The 15399-nt window shown below is 75.8% G+C and carries 12 protein-coding genes; 7 read left to right on the top strand and 5 right to left on the bottom strand.

Going from position 1 to position 15399, the window contains the following annotated elements; genetic code table 11:
• The first annotated feature begins 269 nt into the window (after window positions 1–269).
• Both GMA12_RS18885 and GMA12_RS08190 read left to right on the top strand, forming a co-directional pair.
• The gene (locus GMA12_RS18885; protein ID WP_156268899.1) at window positions 270–1214 is read left to right on the top strand and encodes an energy-coupling factor ABC transporter permease; all 945 of its coding nucleotides are present in this window, start codon (window positions 270–272) and stop codon (window positions 1212–1214) included.
• Between the two features lie 292 nt (window positions 1215–1506).
• Entirely contained in the window at window positions 1507–2529 is a 1023-nt protein-coding gene (locus tag GMA12_RS08190) for a zinc-dependent alcohol dehydrogenase family protein (protein WP_156268897.1), read from the top strand.
• 70 nt (window positions 2530–2599) lie between these two features.
• Here the strand turns inward: GMA12_RS08190 and GMA12_RS08185 are convergent, their stop codons facing one another.
• Window positions 2600–3091, bottom strand: a complete 492-nt coding sequence (locus GMA12_RS08185) for a nucleoside deaminase (RefSeq protein WP_156268895.1) — start codon at window positions 3089–3091, stop codon at window positions 2600–2602.
• An 80-nt stretch (window positions 3092–3171) separates the two neighbouring features.
• Window positions 3172–4029 (bottom strand): polyphosphate--glucose phosphotransferase, encoded by an 858-nt coding sequence (gene ppgK, locus GMA12_RS08180; protein ID WP_156268893.1) that lies wholly within the window; start codon window positions 4027–4029, stop codon window positions 3172–3174.
• Window positions 4030–4215: 186 nt separating this feature from the next.
• Between ppgK and GMA12_RS08175 the strand changes: the two genes are divergently transcribed.
• From GMA12_RS08175 to GMA12_RS08155, 4 genes are all read left to right on the top strand, one after another.
• Window positions 4216–5565, top strand: coding sequence for an MFS transporter (locus GMA12_RS08175; protein WP_156268891.1), 1350 nt, complete (start codon window positions 4216–4218; stop codon window positions 5563–5565).
• 13 nt (window positions 5566–5578) lie between these two features.
• Window positions 5579–6292: a sulfite exporter TauE/SafE family protein gene (locus GMA12_RS08170; protein WP_162459628.1), complete on the top strand. Its 714-nt coding sequence runs from the start codon at window positions 5579–5581 to the stop codon at window positions 6290–6292.
• Window positions 6293–6660: 368 nt separating this feature from the next.
• A complete protein-coding gene (locus GMA12_RS08160) occupies window positions 6661–7137 on the top strand; it encodes a hypothetical protein (RefSeq protein WP_156268889.1) in 477 nt (158 codons plus the stop codon).
• Between the two features lie 85 nt (window positions 7138–7222).
• Window positions 7223–9046, top strand: a complete 1824-nt coding sequence (locus GMA12_RS08155; RefSeq protein ID WP_156268887.1) for a glycoside hydrolase family 15 protein — start codon at window positions 7223–7225, stop codon at window positions 9044–9046.
• Window positions 9047–9062: 16 nt separating this feature from the next.
• On the opposite strand, the gene GMA12_RS08150 is transcribed toward GMA12_RS08155, so the two are convergent.
• A complete protein-coding gene (locus GMA12_RS08150) occupies window positions 9063–9569 on the bottom strand; it encodes an Lrp/AsnC family transcriptional regulator (RefSeq protein WP_240898720.1) in 507 nt (168 codons plus the stop codon).
• A gap of 116 nt (window positions 9570–9685) precedes the next feature.
• On the opposite strand from GMA12_RS08150, the gene ald reads away from it, so the two are divergent.
• Window positions 9686–10807, top strand: a complete 1122-nt coding sequence (gene ald, locus GMA12_RS08145) for an alanine dehydrogenase (protein WP_156268883.1) — start codon at window positions 9686–9688, stop codon at window positions 10805–10807.
• Between the two features lie 21 nt (window positions 10808–10828).
• On the opposite strand, the gene cydD is transcribed toward ald, so the two are convergent.
• Both cydD and cydB read right to left on the bottom strand, forming a co-directional pair.
• Window positions 10829–14209 (bottom strand): thiol reductant ABC exporter subunit CydD, encoded by a 3381-nt coding sequence (cydD, locus tag GMA12_RS08140; RefSeq protein WP_156268881.1) that lies wholly within the window; start codon window positions 14207–14209, stop codon window positions 10829–10831.
• Window positions 14206–15312, bottom strand: coding sequence for a cytochrome d ubiquinol oxidase subunit II (gene cydB / locus GMA12_RS08135; RefSeq protein WP_156268879.1), 1107 nt, complete (start codon window positions 15310–15312; stop codon window positions 14206–14208). The genes cydD and cydB overlap by 4 nt, the downstream gene beginning before the upstream one ends.
• Window positions 15313–15399: the final 87 nt, after the last annotated feature.

Below are 15399 nucleotides of genomic sequence, written 5' to 3'. Positions count from 1 at the left end.
CCCTGGACCCCGAGCAGGCCGCCACCGTCACCGCCTTCCTGCACGCCATGGCCGACGCCGTCGACGCCGCCGAGGACGTGGGCGACGACTCCTGCCGGGCGGAGCCCCCGCAGCACGCCTGACGGCCCCGGACCCGAGCCCCTGCAGCCCATCCGGCGTCGCCCGTCCGCGCCGTCCGTCATCCCGGCGAAACACGGGCTTGGCACCATCGGAACCGCACCGGTCTCGTCCGAGACCGGCCCAGCGCGATCCCGAAGGGCGGTTCCCCGATGCACGTTCCGGACCATTTCCTCGACCCGGTGGTCAGCACGACCACGGCCGCCGTGGCACTGACCGGGGTGGCCGTGGCCGCCTGGCAGGTGCGGCAGCACGCGTCCGCCCACCGGCTGGGCTTCGCCGCAGCGGTGACGGGCTTCGTCTTCGCCGCCCAGATGGTCAACTACTCCGTGCTGCCCGGCACCAGCGGCCACTTCCTGGGCGCCGCCCTGGCCGCGGCGCTGCTGGGCCCGTGGCTCGGCATGCTCTCGGTGGCCGTGGTGCTGGCCGTCCAGGCGGTCGTCTTCGCCGACGGCGGGCTCACCGCCCTGGGCACCAACGTGACCCTGATGGCCGTCGTCGGGGTGGCCGTGGCCTGGGCCGCGGGCACGGCCCTGGCCCGCGTGCTCGGCCGGTCCGCGCCGCGCACGGCGGCAGGGCTCGGCGCCGTGCTGTCCGTGCCGGCGGCCGCCCTGGTCTTCTCCGGCCTGTACGCCGTGGGCGGCACCGTGCCGGTGGAAGCCGGCGGACTGGCCGCCTCCATGGTGGGGGTGCACGCCCTGATCGGGGTCGGGGAGGCCGTGATCACCGTGGCCGTCCTGTCCCTGGTCCTGGCCGTGGCCCCGGGTCTGGCCGCCGTCGACCCCCGTCCGCTCGCCCCGGTCCGCGCCCGCCGCGGGGTGCTGGGCGTGGCCGGTGCCGGGCTGCTGTGCGCCGCCGTGCTCTCCGCGGTGGCCGCCTCTGCTCCGGACGGACTGGAGTCCGTGGCCCTGGCCTACTCGTTCGCGGAGGCCGCGGCGCCGCACGCCCTCGCCGGCGCCGTCCTCGCCGGCTACGGCGAGGCGGCCGGCCTGTCGGTGGCCCTGGCCGGGGTCGTCGGGCTGGTGCTGACCGGGCTGCTGGCCGCCGGGGCGGTGGGCGCGCTCACCGCCGGGCGTCCCGCAGCCGCACGGCGCTGACCCGCTGCTCCACGTGGGCCCGCCCGCCTGGATCCCCGGCGCGCGGGCCCACAGCGTGTGCGCCGAGGGCAGGCGCATCCACGACGCGCGGGCACTTGCCCGCCCGGACGGATCCTGACACGGTCGACTGACGGTGCCGGCCACCTCGCAGCACCGCTGCACGGACAAGCCGCACAGCAGAACCGCACAGCAGAACCGCACAGCAGAACCGCACAGCAGAACCGCACAGCAGAACCGCACAGCAGAACCGCACGGCACGACACCTGGAACCACTGCCCCGAAGGAGCACCCCATGCGCGGAGTCATCATGCACGCCCCCGGCGACGTCCGGGTCGAGGACCGCGAGGTCCCGGCGATCCTCGAGCCCACCGACGCGGTCCTGAAGGTCGCCGCCGCCTGCGTCTGCGGGTCCGACCTGTGGCCCTACCGCGGGGTCGAGGACGTCGACGGCCCCTCCCCGATGGGCCACGAGTACGTCGGGGTCGTGGACCAGGTCGGCGACGAGGTGCGGACCGTGAAGGTGGGCGACTTCGTCGTCGGGTCCTTCTTCGCCTCCGACAACACCTGCGAGATCTGCCGGGCCGGCTACCAGACCCACTGCGTCCAGCGGCAGCCCGGGGCGGCCACCGGCGCCCAGTCCGAGTACGTGCGGGTGCCGCTGGCCGACGGCACCCTCGTGGCCACCCCGGGGCAGCCCGACCCGGAGCTGATCCCCTCGCTGCTGGCGGCCTCCGACGTGCTGGGCACCGGCTGGTTCGGTGCCGTGGCCGCCGAGGTCGGACCCGGCAAGACCGTCGCCGTCGTCGGCGACGGCGCCGTGGGGCTGCTCGGCGTGCTGGCCGCCCGGCAGCTGGGCGCGGAGCGGATCATCGCGATGTCCCGCCACGCCGACCGCCAGGCCCTGGCCCGCGAGTTCGGGGCCACGGACATCGTGGAGGAGCGCGGCGACGAGGGCGTGGCGAGGATCAAGGAACTCACCGGCGGGCTGGGTGCCCACAGCACGATCGAGGCCGTGGGCACCCAGGAGTCGATGATGCAGGCCATCCGCGCCACCCGCGCCGGCGGCCACGTCGGCTACGTCGGGGTGGCCCACGACGTGGCGCTGCCCGGGGAGGAGCTGTTCTTCTCCGGGGTGCACCTGCACGGCGGCCCCGCCCCGGTGCGCCGGTTCCTCCCGGAGCTGATCCAGCTCATCTGGGACCGACACATCGACCCCGGGAAGGTCTTCGACCTCACCCTGCCCCTGGAGCAGGCCGCCGAGGGCTATCGGGCCATGGACGAGCGCCGCGCCGTCAAGGCCCTGCTCACCCCCTGATCCGCCCCGTCCGCCCCGCCGCCCCGGGCCACCGGCCCCGGGCGGCGGGGCGGACCCGAGCGGTCCCGGATCAGACCCAGTAGCCCTCGTGCACCCGGGCGGCCTCGTCCTCGAGCCGCGGACCGAGCACGGCGATCTCCCGCTGCCCGTGGCGCAGCACCTCCCGGCAGGGCAGGTCCAGGGTGGGGTTCTGCTCGTGCGCCCCGGTGAGCGCCAGCAGCGAGGACTCCGCGAGCCCGTAGACGATGCGGCCCACACCGGTCCAGTAGGCGGCGCCGGTGCACATGGCGCAGGGCTCCGCGCTGGTGAACAGCGTGGCACGGCGCATTCGCTCGGGCCCGATCGCCCGGACCGCCGCGGCGACGGCGCGTAGCTCGGCGTGCTGGGTCGGGTCCCCGTCCGGGGGCAGCGCGTGGTTCCCCGCCTCCGCCACGATCTCGCCGTACTCGTCGGCGACCAGGGCGCCGAACGGGTGGTTGCCGGCCTCCCGCGCCGCGGCGGCGATCTCCACGGAGCGGCGCAGCAGGGCCGTCTCGGCGTCGGTGAGCGGGTTCTCGGTCATGGGTCCAGCCTCCTGCGGGTCGGCGTCGTCGTCCGCTCACCGTAGCGGTGCCGTGCGGACGGCGACAGGCCCGGCCGGAGCTACTGCATCAGGAAGTGGCCGAGGTGGGCCTGACGGGCGGTGCCGATGATGCCGGCCGCGTTGCGCAGCTGCGCGGGCACGATCCGGGCGCGCAGCCGCAGCTGGGGCAGGAACTGCTGGTGCCGCTCGCTGATGCCCCCGCCCAGCACGATGAGGTCCGGGGAGACGAGGGTCTCCAGGTGGGCGAGGTAGCGCTGGAGCCGGTCCGTGTACGTCGGCCAGTCCAGGCCCTCCGCCACGCGGGCGGAGGCGCCGGCCCAGCCGTCGACGTCCCGGCCGTCCAGGTCCACGTGCCCCAGCTCGGTGTTGGGCAGCAGCTGCCCGTCGTGGAACAGCGCCGAGCCGATGCCGGTGCCCAGCGTGATCATCAGCACGGTGCCGCCCACCCCGCGGGCGGCCCCGAAGCGGGCCTCGGCCAGCCCGGCGGCGTCGGCGTCGTTGAGCACGGCCACGTCGCGGCCCAGCCCGGCGCTGAGCAGGTGGCCGGCGTGCCGGCCGAGCCAGGAGTCGTCCAGGTGCACGGCCGAGCGGGTGATGCCGCGGTCGATGATGCCCGGCACGCCCACGCCCACGGGACTGCGCGGATCCACGGCGCCGGGCCCGGTGCTCAGCTCCGCCAGCGCCGCCCCCAGTGCGGAGACCACGGCGTCCGGCGTGGCCGGGGACGGCGTGAGGATCCGCCGCAGCGGGCCGGCGACCACCCCGCGCACCGGGTCGACGACGGCGTACTTGATGGCCGTGCCGCCGATGTCCACCCCGATGCGGCGGACGTCGCCACCGCCCGCGTCGTCGACGGGCGTGCCCTCGACGGGCCGGAGGGGGGAGGTCGTCCGCGGGAACGACGGGGTGCGGGTCATGTCACGGTCCTGGGTCGGGGTCGGCGCAGCGCGCCCACGCGAGAGCATCGCTTGAACGAGAATACAACCGCACGATGACAACAACGCTCCGGCGGGGATCGTTCCCTAGAATCGAGGGGTCCGGACCACCGGCCCCGTCCCCGCAGCCGCCGGGCCGGTGCGCCCCCTCGCCGAAGGGCCTCCCGCATGACCGCATCCGCCCCTGTCCCCTGGCCCGTGCCGCAGCGCACCACCCGCCGCGTGCTGCTCGCCTGCTGGCTGGCCATCCTGGCGGAGGGCTACGACGTCGGCGTGCTCGGCGCCGTGCTGCCCGCCCTGGCGGAGTACCGCGCCTGGGACCTCACCCCGCTGGAGCTCGGCGGTCTGGGATCGTATGCCCTGATCGGCATGCTCATCGGGGCGATGGTCATCGGGACGCTCTCCGACCGGGTGGGGCGCCGGAAGATGCTGCTGGCCTCGGTCGCGATCTTCACCACGATGCAGCTGGGCGCCGCCCTCGCCCCGAGCCCGGAGCTGTTCGGGCTCTTCCGGCTGCTCGGGGGGCTGGGCATGGGCGGCATCATCCCGGTGGCCGCGGCCCTGACCATCGAGTACTCCGCCCCGCACCGGCGCTCCTTCAACTACGGGGTGATGTACTCGGGCTACTCGCTGGGCATCCTCATCGCGGCGCTGGTGGCGCTGCTGCTGCTGCCCACGCTGGGCTGGCGGTGGGTCGTGGGCGCCGGGTTCGTGCCGGTGCTGCTGCTGCCGGTGCTGGCCCGGCTCGTGCCCGAGTCCCTCGAGTACCTGGTGGGCAAGGGCCGGGCGGAGGACGCCGCCCGGGCGGCCGCCCGGCTGGGCGTCGAGCCGTTCGTGCCCGGTGACTGGGCCCCGGCCGAGGCGCCGCGGTCCGCGGGGTGGCGGCAGTCCCTTACGGCGATGTTCTCGCGCGACTGGCTGCGGCCCACCGTCTTCTTCTGGACCTCGCTGTTCTGCGGCATGGTCCTCGTCTACGGGCTCAACACCTGGCTGCCCTCGATCATGCGCTCGGCCGGCTACGCCCTGGGCCCGGCCCTGATGTTCCTGGTGGTCTTCAGCCTCGCCTCGGCCGCCGGCGGCATCGCCCTGGGCCGGGCGGCCGACGCCTACGGCAAGAAGCTGATCCTGGTGACCTTCTACCTGCTGGGCGGGGTGGGGATCCTGCTGCTGATGTTCCCCAACAACATCGTGGTCAACTACGTCTTCGTCGCCCTGGCCGGGATCGGCTCGATCTCCACCTCACTGGTGCTCACCGGCTGGGTGGCCGACTACTACCCCTCCTACGCCCGGGCCACCGCCACGGGGTGGGCGCTGTCCTTCGCCCGGATCGGGGCGATCTCCGGCCCGCTCATCGGCGGCTGGATCGCCTCGATGGCCCTGCCGTTCCAGTGGAACTTCGTCGTCTTCGCCGCCGTGGCCCTGGTGGCCGCCGGCGCCGTGGCGCTGATCCCGCGGTCCCCGGGCCCCGGGCGTCCGGGCGCGCCGGCCGCCGACGTGCTCGGCGCCTCCGCCCGGTGAGCGGGGGCGAGCGGTGACCGGGCTGGAGATCGCTCTCGTCGCGCTCGTGGTGTTCCTGGCGTCCTGCCTCCAGGGCACGATCGGCTTCGGCCTCGGCATGCTGGCCGCCCCGGTGATCGGGCTGCTGGACCCCGGCCTGCTCCCCGGTTCCATCGTGCTGCTCGCGGCGGGGCTCACCGTCTTCGGCGTGCTGCGCGACCGCACCTCGGTGGACTTCCGGGGCACCGGGTGGGCACTGCTCGGGATGGTGCCGGGCACGGTGGCGGGTGCCCTGCTGGTGGCGGCGCTGCCCCCGCAGACCCTGGCCCTCGCGGTGGCGGGCACGGTCCTGCTGGCCGTACTGCTCAGCGTCTGCGGCTGGCGGCCCCGGCCGCGCCCGGCGGCGGTCGCCGCCGCGGGGGCCGCCTCCGGGCTCATGGGCACGGCCACAGCCATCGGCGGCCCGCCCATGGCGCTCGTCTGGCACGGCTTCTCCCCCGCCCGGATCCGCGGCACCATGAGCGCCTTCTTCCTGGCCGGCGCCCTGGTGTCCATCACGGCCCTGGCCGCGGTGGGCTCCATCGGCCGGGAGGTCCTGCTGTTCTCCGCCGCGCTGCTCCCGGCCGTGCTGCTCGGCTTCGCCGCCTCGGGCGTGGTGAACGGGCGCCTCGACAAGGTCCTCGTGCGCCGGGTGGGGCTGGCGGCGTCCACCGCCGGCGCGGTGCTCGTCCTCGTGCAGGCCCTCTGAGCAGCGCCGCCGGGACCGGCAGCTCAGGGCTCCACCGACCCCTGGACGTGCTCGAACACCAGGCTGGTCTGGGTGGCGGCCACCGCCTGGTTGGAGGACAGGTGCTCCAGGACGAACTGGCGGATGTGGTCGGTGTCCATTCCCCGGTCACCGGGCGCGCACCGCGCGGGGGTCACGCCGGCCCGGGCGCTGGACAGGCGGTGAGCCGGTCAGCCTTCGTCCGCGCCCCCGGTGGTGGGACAATGAGCGGATGGACGCCATCGGTGGTCCTGAGGAGCAGATCGCCGGCGCGGTGACCCGCCGGGTGCGCGCGCAGAGGGCGCTGCCCCGGACGGTGAACGACCGGTCGGGGCAGGCGGTGGACTGAGATGGACTGGTCCGGGTGGGCGCTGTTCGGGCTGCTGGCCACCAGTGCGCTGACTCTGGTGATGATCGCGGCGCAGATGGCGGGGCTGTCCCGGCTCGACCTGCCCCTGGTGCTCGGCACCGTCCTCACGTCCGACCCGGACCGCGCACGCGTCCTCGGCGGCCTCGTGCACCTGGTCGTCGGTCAGGCTTTCGCACTGGGCTACGCAGGCACGTTCGCCCTGCTGGGCCGGGCCACCTGGTGGCTCGGCGCCCTGCTCGGCCTGCTGCACGGAGCCGTCGCCCTGACACTCATCCTGCCGCTCCTGCCCGGCGTGCATCCGCGCATGGCGTCCTCCCGCGCCGGACCCTCCGGCCGTCCGGTGCTGGAACCGCCCGGACTGCTGGGCCTGAACTACGGGTTCCAGACCCCGGTCGTGGCCGCGGTGGCCCACCTCCTCTACGGCACCGTGCTGGGCCTGCTTCTGGGGCCCCGGTGACCGGGCGGCCCCACGACGTGCGGGCGTCCCGCGCACCGGCGTCCGACCGTGACCACCGGACGGGAAGCGGGCGGCAGGTGGATCCATGACGGGCCCTGGCACCGCGCCGGCGCCGTCCCCGCCGGCGCCCATCGGCAGCCACGGCCTGCTCGCGGACACGCGGACGGCCGCGCTGGTGGCCGACGACGGCACGATCGACTGGTGCTGCCTACCGGCCTTCGACGGCACCCCGGTGTTCGGTTCCCTCCTGGGCGGAGCGTGCGCCGGGCACTTCCGCATGGGGCCGCTGCAACCGGGCTCGCCCCCGTCACGGCGCTACCGGGAGGACACGGCCACCCTCGAGACCACCTGGGTCGCCGGTTCCGCTCGCCTGACGCTCACGGAGACCATGATCGCCGAGGTCTCCGGGCGGCTGCTGCCGAGCACGCTGCTGATCCGGCGGCTCTCGGCCGAGGGGGAACCCGTGGCGGCCGTGGTCGACTTCGACCCCCGCTTGGGAGAGCACCACCGTCGCCCCCGCATCCGCCGGCACCCGGAACTGATCTGCGACTTCGGGCGCCTGGCGCTGTCCCTGGACTGTCATCCGCGTCTGGACGTCCTGCCCGGCCGTCCGGCCACGGTCACCGTCGCGCCGGGCCGGCCCGTCACCGTCGTGCTGGCTGCCGCTTTCGGCGAGCCGCTGGTCCACGTGGACCCCGCCACCGCCTGGGACCTCGCCGACGCGGACGAGGCCTTCTGGCGGCACTGGGTCGCCGGGATCCGGCCGGACCTCCCGCACCGTCCCGCTGTGGTCCGCAGCCTGCTCACCCTGCGCCTGCTGACCCACTCCCCGACCGGGGCCCCGGTCGCCGCCCCCACCACGTCCCTGCCCGAGGAGCCGGGCGGCGTGCGCAACTGGGACTACCGCTACACGTGGCCGCGGGACGCCAGCATCGGCGTGGCGACCTTCCTGGCCGTCGGCAAGCCGGTGGAGGCCGAGCAGTTCCTCAGGTGGCTGCTCCACGCCGGCCGCCTGGACCGTCCCCGGCTGCCCGCCCTGCTCACCCTGACCGGGTGCCGGGTGCCGGAGGAGCGCACGCTGACCGGCTGGCCCGGCTACGCCGGCAGCACCCCGGTGCGCACCGGCAACGGGGCTGCGGCGCAGCACCAGCTCGACGGCTACGGATGGGTGCTCGACGCCGCCTGGGGGTACGAGCGGAGCGGCCGGCGGTTGAACTCCGAGACGTGGCGGACCGTGCGCGGGCTCGCCGACACCGTCGCGCGCCGCTGGCGGGAGCCCGACGCCGGCATCTGGGAGATCCGCGACGACGCGGCCCACCACGTGCACTCCAAGCTCATGGGATGGCTGGCCCTGGACCGGGCCCTGCGGCTGGGCGCCACCCACCGGCTGGCCGAGCGGCAGCGGCGGTGCTGGGAGAGAGCCCGAGCCGCCCTCGCCGATCAGATCCGCACGCAGGGCTTCGCCCCGGTCCTGGGCAGCTACACGCGCGCCTACGGCTCCACCGACCTCGATGCCGCGCTGCTCGTGCTGCCGGTGCTGGGCTTCGACCCGCCCGGCTCGCCGCGGACACGCGGCACGGTGGACGCCGTCCGGCGCGAGCTCTCGGCGGGCGGCCCGCTGCTCTACCGCTATCCCCCGGGGCGCGACGGACTGCCTGGAGGGGAGGGAGCCTTCCTGCCCTGCTCCTTCTGGCTCGTGCAGGCCCTGGCGCGCACCGGCCGCCGATTCGAGGCCCTGGCGCTGTTCGAGGACCTGCTCGGACGCGCCGGTCCGCTGGGCCTCTTCGGGGAGGAGATGGATCCCGTCTCGGGGGAGCACCTCGGCAACTTCCCCCAGGCCCTCACCCACGCCGCTCTCGTCCAGGCCGCTCTGTCCCTGCGCTGCACCGCGCCGGCGGACCGGGGGTGACCCCGGGACCGGCGGCTCAAGGCTCCACCGACCCCTGGACGTGCTCGAACACCAGGCTGGTCTGGGTGGCGGCCACCGCCTGGTTGGAGGACAGGTGCTCCAGGACGAACTGGCGGATGTGGTCGGTGTCCCGGGCGGTGACGTGGATGAGGAAGTCGTCCGTGCCGGCCAGGAAGAAGAACTGGGAGACCTCCGGCACCGACTTGAGCCCCTCCCCGAACGCCGACATGAGGTGCCGGGCGCCGGGGCGCAGCCGCACGCTGATCAGCGCCTCGATGCTGCGTCCGATCGCCCGCGGCTCCACCTCCACGGTGAACCGGCGGATCACCCCGGTGCGTTGCAGGTTCTTCATCCGCGCCAGGCAGGTGGACGGAGCGACCCCGAGCGCCTCGCTGAGCGCCTGGTTGGTCATCCGGGCGTTCTCCCGCAGCAGCGCCAGCAGCCGCCGGTCCAGCTCGTCCAGCTCGGGGGCCGGGCGCAGATCCTGCGGTGAACGCCGCGTGTCGCGGGTCACATGCTCCATCATTCCTCCAGTTCTGCGGCGATTGCCGAAGGATCGTCGGAAAACCCCACGGACACAGCCGGAAACCGTAGTTTTGTTGTCACCCAGTCTACGGTTCCTGCGGAAGAAGGCCCTCGATGATCGTCTCCGTCCCCCGCGAAGTGAAGAACAACGAGCACCGCGTGGCGATCACCGCCTCCGGGGTCCACGAGCTGGTCGCCCACGGCCACCGCGTGCTCGTGGAGTCCGGCGCCGGCGTCGGCTCGGGCATTCCCGACGCGGACTACGCCGCGGCCGGGGCCGAGCTCGTGGCCGACGCCGACGAGCTGTGGGCCCGCGCCGACCTGGTGCTGAAGGTCAAGGAGCCCGTGGCCTCCGAGTACCACCGGTTCCGGCAGGGGCTGGTGCTGTTCACCTACCTGCACCTGGCCGCCGAGCCCGAGCTCACCGCGGCGCTGCTGGAGTCCGGGGTCACCGCCATCGCCTACGAGACCGTCCAGACCGCCGACCGGCGGCTGCCCCTGCTGGCCCCGATGAGCGAGGTCGCCGGCCGGCTGTCGGTGCAGGCCGGGGCCGCCGCCCTGACCGCTCCGGCCGGGGGGAAGGGCGTGCTGCTGGGCGGGGTGCCCGGCGTGCGCCCGGCCAAGGTCACCGTGATCGGCGCCGGGGTGGCCGGCACCAACGCCGCGGCGATGGCCGTGGGCCTGGGCGCGGAGGTCACCGTCCTGGACGTGAACGTGGACCGCCTGCGCGAGCTCGACGACCGCTACGCCGGGCGGGTGCGCACGGTCGCCTCCAACCGGCTCGAGATCGAGCGGTCGGTGACCGAGGCGGACCTCGTCATCGGCTCCGTGCTGATCCCGGGCGCCAAGGCCCCGAAGCTGGTCACCAACGCCATGGTCGCGGCCATGAAGCCGGGCAGCGTGCTGGTGGACATCGCCGTGGACCAGGGCGGGTGCTTCGAGGACAGCCGGCCGACCACCCACCAGGACCCGGTCTTCCGGGTGCACGACACCATCTTCTACTGCGTGGCGAACATGCCCGGGGCGGTGCCGAACACCTCGACCTACGCGCTGACCAACGTCACGCTGCGCTATGCCGTGGCCCTGGCCGACCAGGGCGTCACCGCGGCCCTGGACGCCGACCCGGCCCTGGCCGCCGGGCTGAACACCATGGCCGGCCACGTGACCCACCGCTCGGTGAGCGAGGCGCACGGCTTGGAGTTCACCGACCGCGCCGATCTCGTGCCCGCCGCCTGACGCCGGCGCGGGTCCACCGCGTCAGCAGGCGACCGGCACCGCCGATGCGGCCGTCCACTCCGGGTGGGCGCCCGGCAGCCGCAGCCGGGCGTCCGTCGCGGCGGCCCCGTCGGCGAGGTGGTGGGTGACGAGGACGACGACGCGGTCGGCCAGCCCCTGCCGCAGGTCGGCCAGCAGCGACCGCGCCGCGGGAGCGTCCAGGTGGGCCGTGGGCTCGTCGAGCAGGACCATGTCGGCGCGGGTGAGCAGGGCCCGGGCCACCGCCACGCGCTGGCGCTGCCCCCCGGACAGGTGCGCCCCGCCGGGGCCGACCCGGGTGCCGAGGCCCTCCGGCAGCTCCGCCAGGAAGGGGCCGAGGCCCACCCGCTCCAGGGCGGCCCGGAGCTCCGCGTCGGACGGCCGGTCCTCGCGGCCGCGGGCCAGCAGCAGGTTGCCGCGCAGGGTGGAGTCGAACAGGTGCGCCTCCTGCGGGCACCAGGCCACGCTGCGCCGCAGCCCGGCGGCGTCGAGCTCCCGGCTGTCGACGCCGTCGACGGACCACCGGCCCTCGGCCGCCGGGAGGTGGCCGAGCAGCGCGGCGAGCAGGGTCGACTTCCCCGCCCCGGAGGGCCCCTCGACCACGAGCCACTGCCCGCGCCGCACCGACGCCTCGAGCCCGCGGAACGCCGGGGCGGGCGCTCCGGGCCAGGCGACCGCGAGCCCGTGCAGGGCGAGGTCGTGGACGGGCACCGGCGCGGGGTCCGTCCCGTCCGGGAGGCCGGATCCGTCGCCGGCCGCCGCACGGGCCGCCTCGGTGAGCGGGCGGAGCTTGCGCAGGGACGCCGAGAGCGCCGGCCACTGCTGCACCGCGTCCACCGCCCCGAGCATCGGCTCGAGCAGCCCCAGGGGCAGCAGCACGAGGGCGGCGACCACGGGCCCGGCCAGGGCGCCCTCGCGCGCCGGGTCCGCGGTGGCCGCGAGCATCAGCACGGACGACACCGAGCAGGCCAGCACCGCCGTGGCGCTGCCCAGTCCCAGCGCCCAGGCGCTGCGGCGGGCGGCGCGCTCGGCGTCCCGCTCGAGGACCTCGAGCTCGGAGAGCATCGCCGCGGCGCGCCCGTTGGCCCGCAGCTCGTCGGCGGCGGCGACCATCGCGGCGAACCGGCGGAGCACCCCGGAGCGCAGCACGGTGGCGCCGCGGGCGGCGGAGCGGTCGGCCAGCAGCGCCAGGAGGGGCCCGACGAGCAGGCCGCCGACGAGCGCGACGGCCAGGGCCGGCAGCGCGCCGGGATGCAGGGCCGCGACCGCGATGCCCGCGCCGGCTGCGGTGCCGGCCCCGATCAACGGCGGCAGCACGACGCGGGGCACGAGGTCGCGCACCCGGTCGGCGGTGGCGACGAGGTGGTCCAGGGCCGCGCCGCCGGTCGCGAGGCTGCGGGAGGCCACCCCGCGCACGGCCAGTCCCGCCCAGACCCGGGCCCGCAGCTCGGTGGTCGAGGCGAGCACCGCGTCGTGGCCGACCAGCCGCTCGGCGTAGCGCAGCACGGCGCGGCCGATGCCGAAGAAGCGGACGCCGACGATGGCGACCATCAGGTACATGATCCCGGGCTGCTGGCTGGCGCGCACGATCAGCCAGCCCGAGAGCGTGGTCAGCCCGGCGGCGAACAGGGCCGCGGCGGTGCCCAGGGCCACCGCGCCGGCGGTCCGCCACGGGGCCGGGGCCAGGAACGCCGCCAGCTCCCGCAGCGCCTCGTACGGACCGTCGCCGGAGGCGACGGGCGGTGCCGTCCCCGGCGCGGGGAGCGCGCCGTCCGCACCGGACGGGACGGCGGTCTCCGGAGCCGGCGACAGGTCGGGGCCGCCCTCGGCGCGGGGCACGGCCGCGGCCCCCAGCAGGAGCTGCTGGTCCGCGAGCGCGGTCACCTCCGTCTCGTGGGAGGCCAGGACCACGGTGACCCGGCCGCGCAGCTCGTCGACGAGCGCCTCGACGCGGCGGGCGCCGGCGGGATCGAGGTGGGCGGTCGGCTCGTCCAGCAGCAGCAGCCGGGCGCCGGCGGCCACCCGGGCGAGGCCGCGGGCGAGGCCCAACCGGCGCAGCTCCCCCGGACTGAGCCGGTCCGGGTCCGCGCCGCAGAGCCGGGTCAGCCCCACCCGGGCGAGGGCGTCCCGGGCGGCGGTCTCGTCCTCGGTGTGCAGGAGCACCTCGTCCAGGACGGTCCCGGCCACGGTGTGCACGTGCTGGGGCACCCAGGCGACGGCGGCCGGGTCGACGCCCTCCACGCTGCCGGAGCCGGCCGGCACGGTGCCGGCGAGCACGCCGAGCAGCGTGGACTTCCCGCTGCCGCTGGGTCCCTCCACGCTGAGCACCGACCCGCCGGGGAGCTCGACGTCGACCCCGGACAGGGCGGGGACGGGACGGCCGGGGTGGTGCACGCTGAGCCCACAGATCCGGAGGGCCGGCGGGCCGGACGGGGCGGGCCCTGCCCGGCGGACGTCCGCGGGCACCGGCTCCGCGACGATCTCGTCCGCGCGGCGCAGGGCGGCCCGCCCGTCCTGGGAGGCGTGGAAGGCGGCGCCGAGGTCCCGGAAGGGCGCGAAGCACTCGGGGGCGAGCAGCAGCGCGACGAGCCCGGTCAGCAGGTCCAGGTCCCCGTGCACCAGCCGGACCCCCACGAAGACGGCGACGACGGCGACCGAGAGGGTGGAGATCAGCTCGAGCACGAGCGAGGAGAGGAAGGCGGTGCGCAGGGTGACCAGGGTGGTCTCCCGGTGCCGTTCGGAGACCTCCCGCAGGGCGGCGGCCTGCTCCTGCACCCGGCCGAGGCCTACGAGCACGGGCAGGCCCCGGGCGAGCTCCACGAGGTGGTGGGAGAGCCGCTGCAGCACGGCGGAGGACTCGTCGACCCGGTCCTGGGTGTGCAGGCCGACCAGGGCCATGAACAGCGGCACCAGGGGCACGGTGAGCACCACGATCAGCGCGCTCACCCAGTCGGCGGACAGGATGCGCAGCCCCACCAGCAGCGGCACGGTGGCGGCCGTGACCGCCGCGGGCAGCACGCGCGCGTAGTAGTCGTCCAGCGCGTCGAGCCCCACCGTCCCGACGACGGTGGTGGCACCGACGTCGTGGCCGCCGCCGGCGAGGACCCGGCGGGCGAGCTCCCGGCGCAGGCCGCGCTTGGCCTCGCCCGCGGCGCGGACGGCGACGTACTGACCCGCCCACGTGGTCGCGGCCCGCAGCAGCCCGGCGCCGACGCCGAGCGCGAGGGCGCGCCGCCAGGCGTCGGGGCTGTCCGCCAGCACCCCGACGACGCCGCGGGCCACCGCCTCGGCCAGCAGCACCAGGGCCAGCGCCTTGAGGGCCGCCAGGACCCCGAGGGCGAGCACGGCCGCGGCCCCGCCCGGGCCCAGAGGAGGTCGTCTCATGCCGGGCCCGCGTCCTCGGGGCCGCCGGCCCGCCGGTGACCCCCGGACGTGCTGCCGGGCGACACGGCGCCGGCCGCGGGGGCCACGGCCGCCCGCACCGCGTGGGCCGCGGGCAGGTGGTCGGTGGTCAGGCGGCGGCGGAAGACCCAGTAGCTCCAGCCCTGGTAGAGCAGCACGAGGGGCAGGCCGAGACCGGCCACCACGGTCAGCACCCCCAGCGTGTAGTCGCTGTTGGAGGCGTTGGCGACCGTCAGGTGCCAGGCCGGATCCAGCGTGGAGGGCAGCACCACGGGGTAGACGTTGGCGAAGATCGAGGCGACGCCGAGGACGAGCACGCCCGACGTGCCGGCGAAGGCCCGCACCTCGCGGCCCAGGCGGGCGCTGGCCCAGCCGAAGAGGCCCGCCACGACGGCACCCCCCAGGAGCAGCCAGGTCCAGGACCTGCCGGTGAGCAGCTGCACCGCCACCACCCAGCCGGCGAGCGGGAGCAGCGCGGGCAGCCCGAAGCGCACCAGCAGGCGGCGGGCGCGCAGCCGCACCGGCCCCTCGGTCTTCAGCCCGAGGAAGGCCGCGGCGTGCACCAGGCAGAAGCCCACCGCGGCGAGGCCGCCGAGCAGCGCGTAGGGGGTGAACCAGGCGAAGGCGCCGCCCACGCGGTCGCCGTTGGCGTCGATCGGCAGGCCCGTGGTGGTCAGGGCCAGGGCGGCGCCGAGGCCGAAGGCGGCCAGGAAGGAGCCGGTGCCCAGGCCCCGGTCGGCCCACCGCCGCCACCGGTCGCTGTGTCCCTTGCCGCGGTACTCGATCGACACCGCCCGGAAGATCAGGCCCACGAGCACGAACACCAGCGGGAGGTACAGGGCGGAGAAGAGCGAGGCGTACCAGAGCGGGAAGGCCGCGAAGAGCCCGGCCGCCGCGGTGATCAGCCACACCTCGTTGCCGTCCCAGACCGGGCCGATCGTGTTGAGCATCTGGCGGCGCTCGCGCTCGTCCCGGGTGCTGGTGAGCATGAGCATGCCCACGCCGAGGTCGAAGCCGTCGAGGAGCAGGAACCCGGTCCACAGCACGGCGATGGCGATGAACCAGAGGGTGGGGAGGAAGTCCATGTCGGCAGGCTTTCTGCGCCGGTCGGGCGGGCGCGTCAGGGTCGAGGTGGCCGGGTCGGTGCGGCGAAGTCGGTGCGGCCGGGCGCC

It is taken from the genome of Kocuria sediminis, assembly GCF_009735315.1.
GTDB classification, from domain to species: Bacteria; Actinomycetota; Actinomycetes; order Actinomycetales; family Micrococcaceae; genus Kocuria; species Kocuria turfanensis.
The sequence above is the reverse complement of the archived record's forward strand: the minus strand, read 5'-3'. Positions and strand labels throughout refer to the sequence as shown.

Excerpts from the sequence above, each read along its gene's own strand:
- GMA12_RS08160 (WP_156268889.1), top strand. The coding sequence starts at position 6,661 with ATGGACTGGTCCGGGTGGGCGCTGTTCGGGCTGCTGGCCACCAGTGCG.
- ppgK (WP_156268893.1), bottom strand. The coding sequence starts at position 4,029 with ATGACCCGCACCCCGTCGTTCCCGCGGACGACCTCCCCCCTCCGGCCC.
- cydB (WP_156268879.1), bottom strand. The coding sequence starts at position 15,312 with ATGGACTTCCTCCCCACCCTCTGGTTCATCGCCATCGCCGTGCTGTGG.
- ald (WP_156268883.1), top strand. The coding sequence starts at position 9,686 with ATGATCGTCTCCGTCCCCCGCGAAGTGAAGAACAACGAGCACCGCGTG.
- cydD (WP_156268881.1), bottom strand. The coding sequence starts at position 14,209 with ATGAGACGACCTCCTCTGGGCCCGGGCGGGGCCGCGGCCGTGCTCGCC.
- GMA12_RS08190 (WP_156268897.1), top strand. The coding sequence starts at position 1,507 with ATGCGCGGAGTCATCATGCACGCCCCCGGCGACGTCCGGGTCGAGGAC.
- GMA12_RS08150 (WP_240898720.1), bottom strand. The coding sequence starts at position 9,569 with ATGGAGCATGTGACCCGCGACACGCGGCGTTCACCGCAGGATCTGCGC.
- GMA12_RS18885 (WP_156268899.1), top strand. The coding sequence starts at position 270 with ATGCACGTTCCGGACCATTTCCTCGACCCGGTGGTCAGCACGACCACG.
- GMA12_RS08185 (WP_156268895.1), bottom strand. The coding sequence starts at position 3,091 with ATGACCGAGAACCCGCTCACCGACGCCGAGACGGCCCTGCTGCGCCGC.
- GMA12_RS08155 (WP_156268887.1), top strand. The coding sequence starts at position 7,223 with ATGACGGGCCCTGGCACCGCGCCGGCGCCGTCCCCGCCGGCGCCCATC.
- GMA12_RS08175 (WP_156268891.1), top strand. The coding sequence starts at position 4,216 with ATGACCGCATCCGCCCCTGTCCCCTGGCCCGTGCCGCAGCGCACCACC.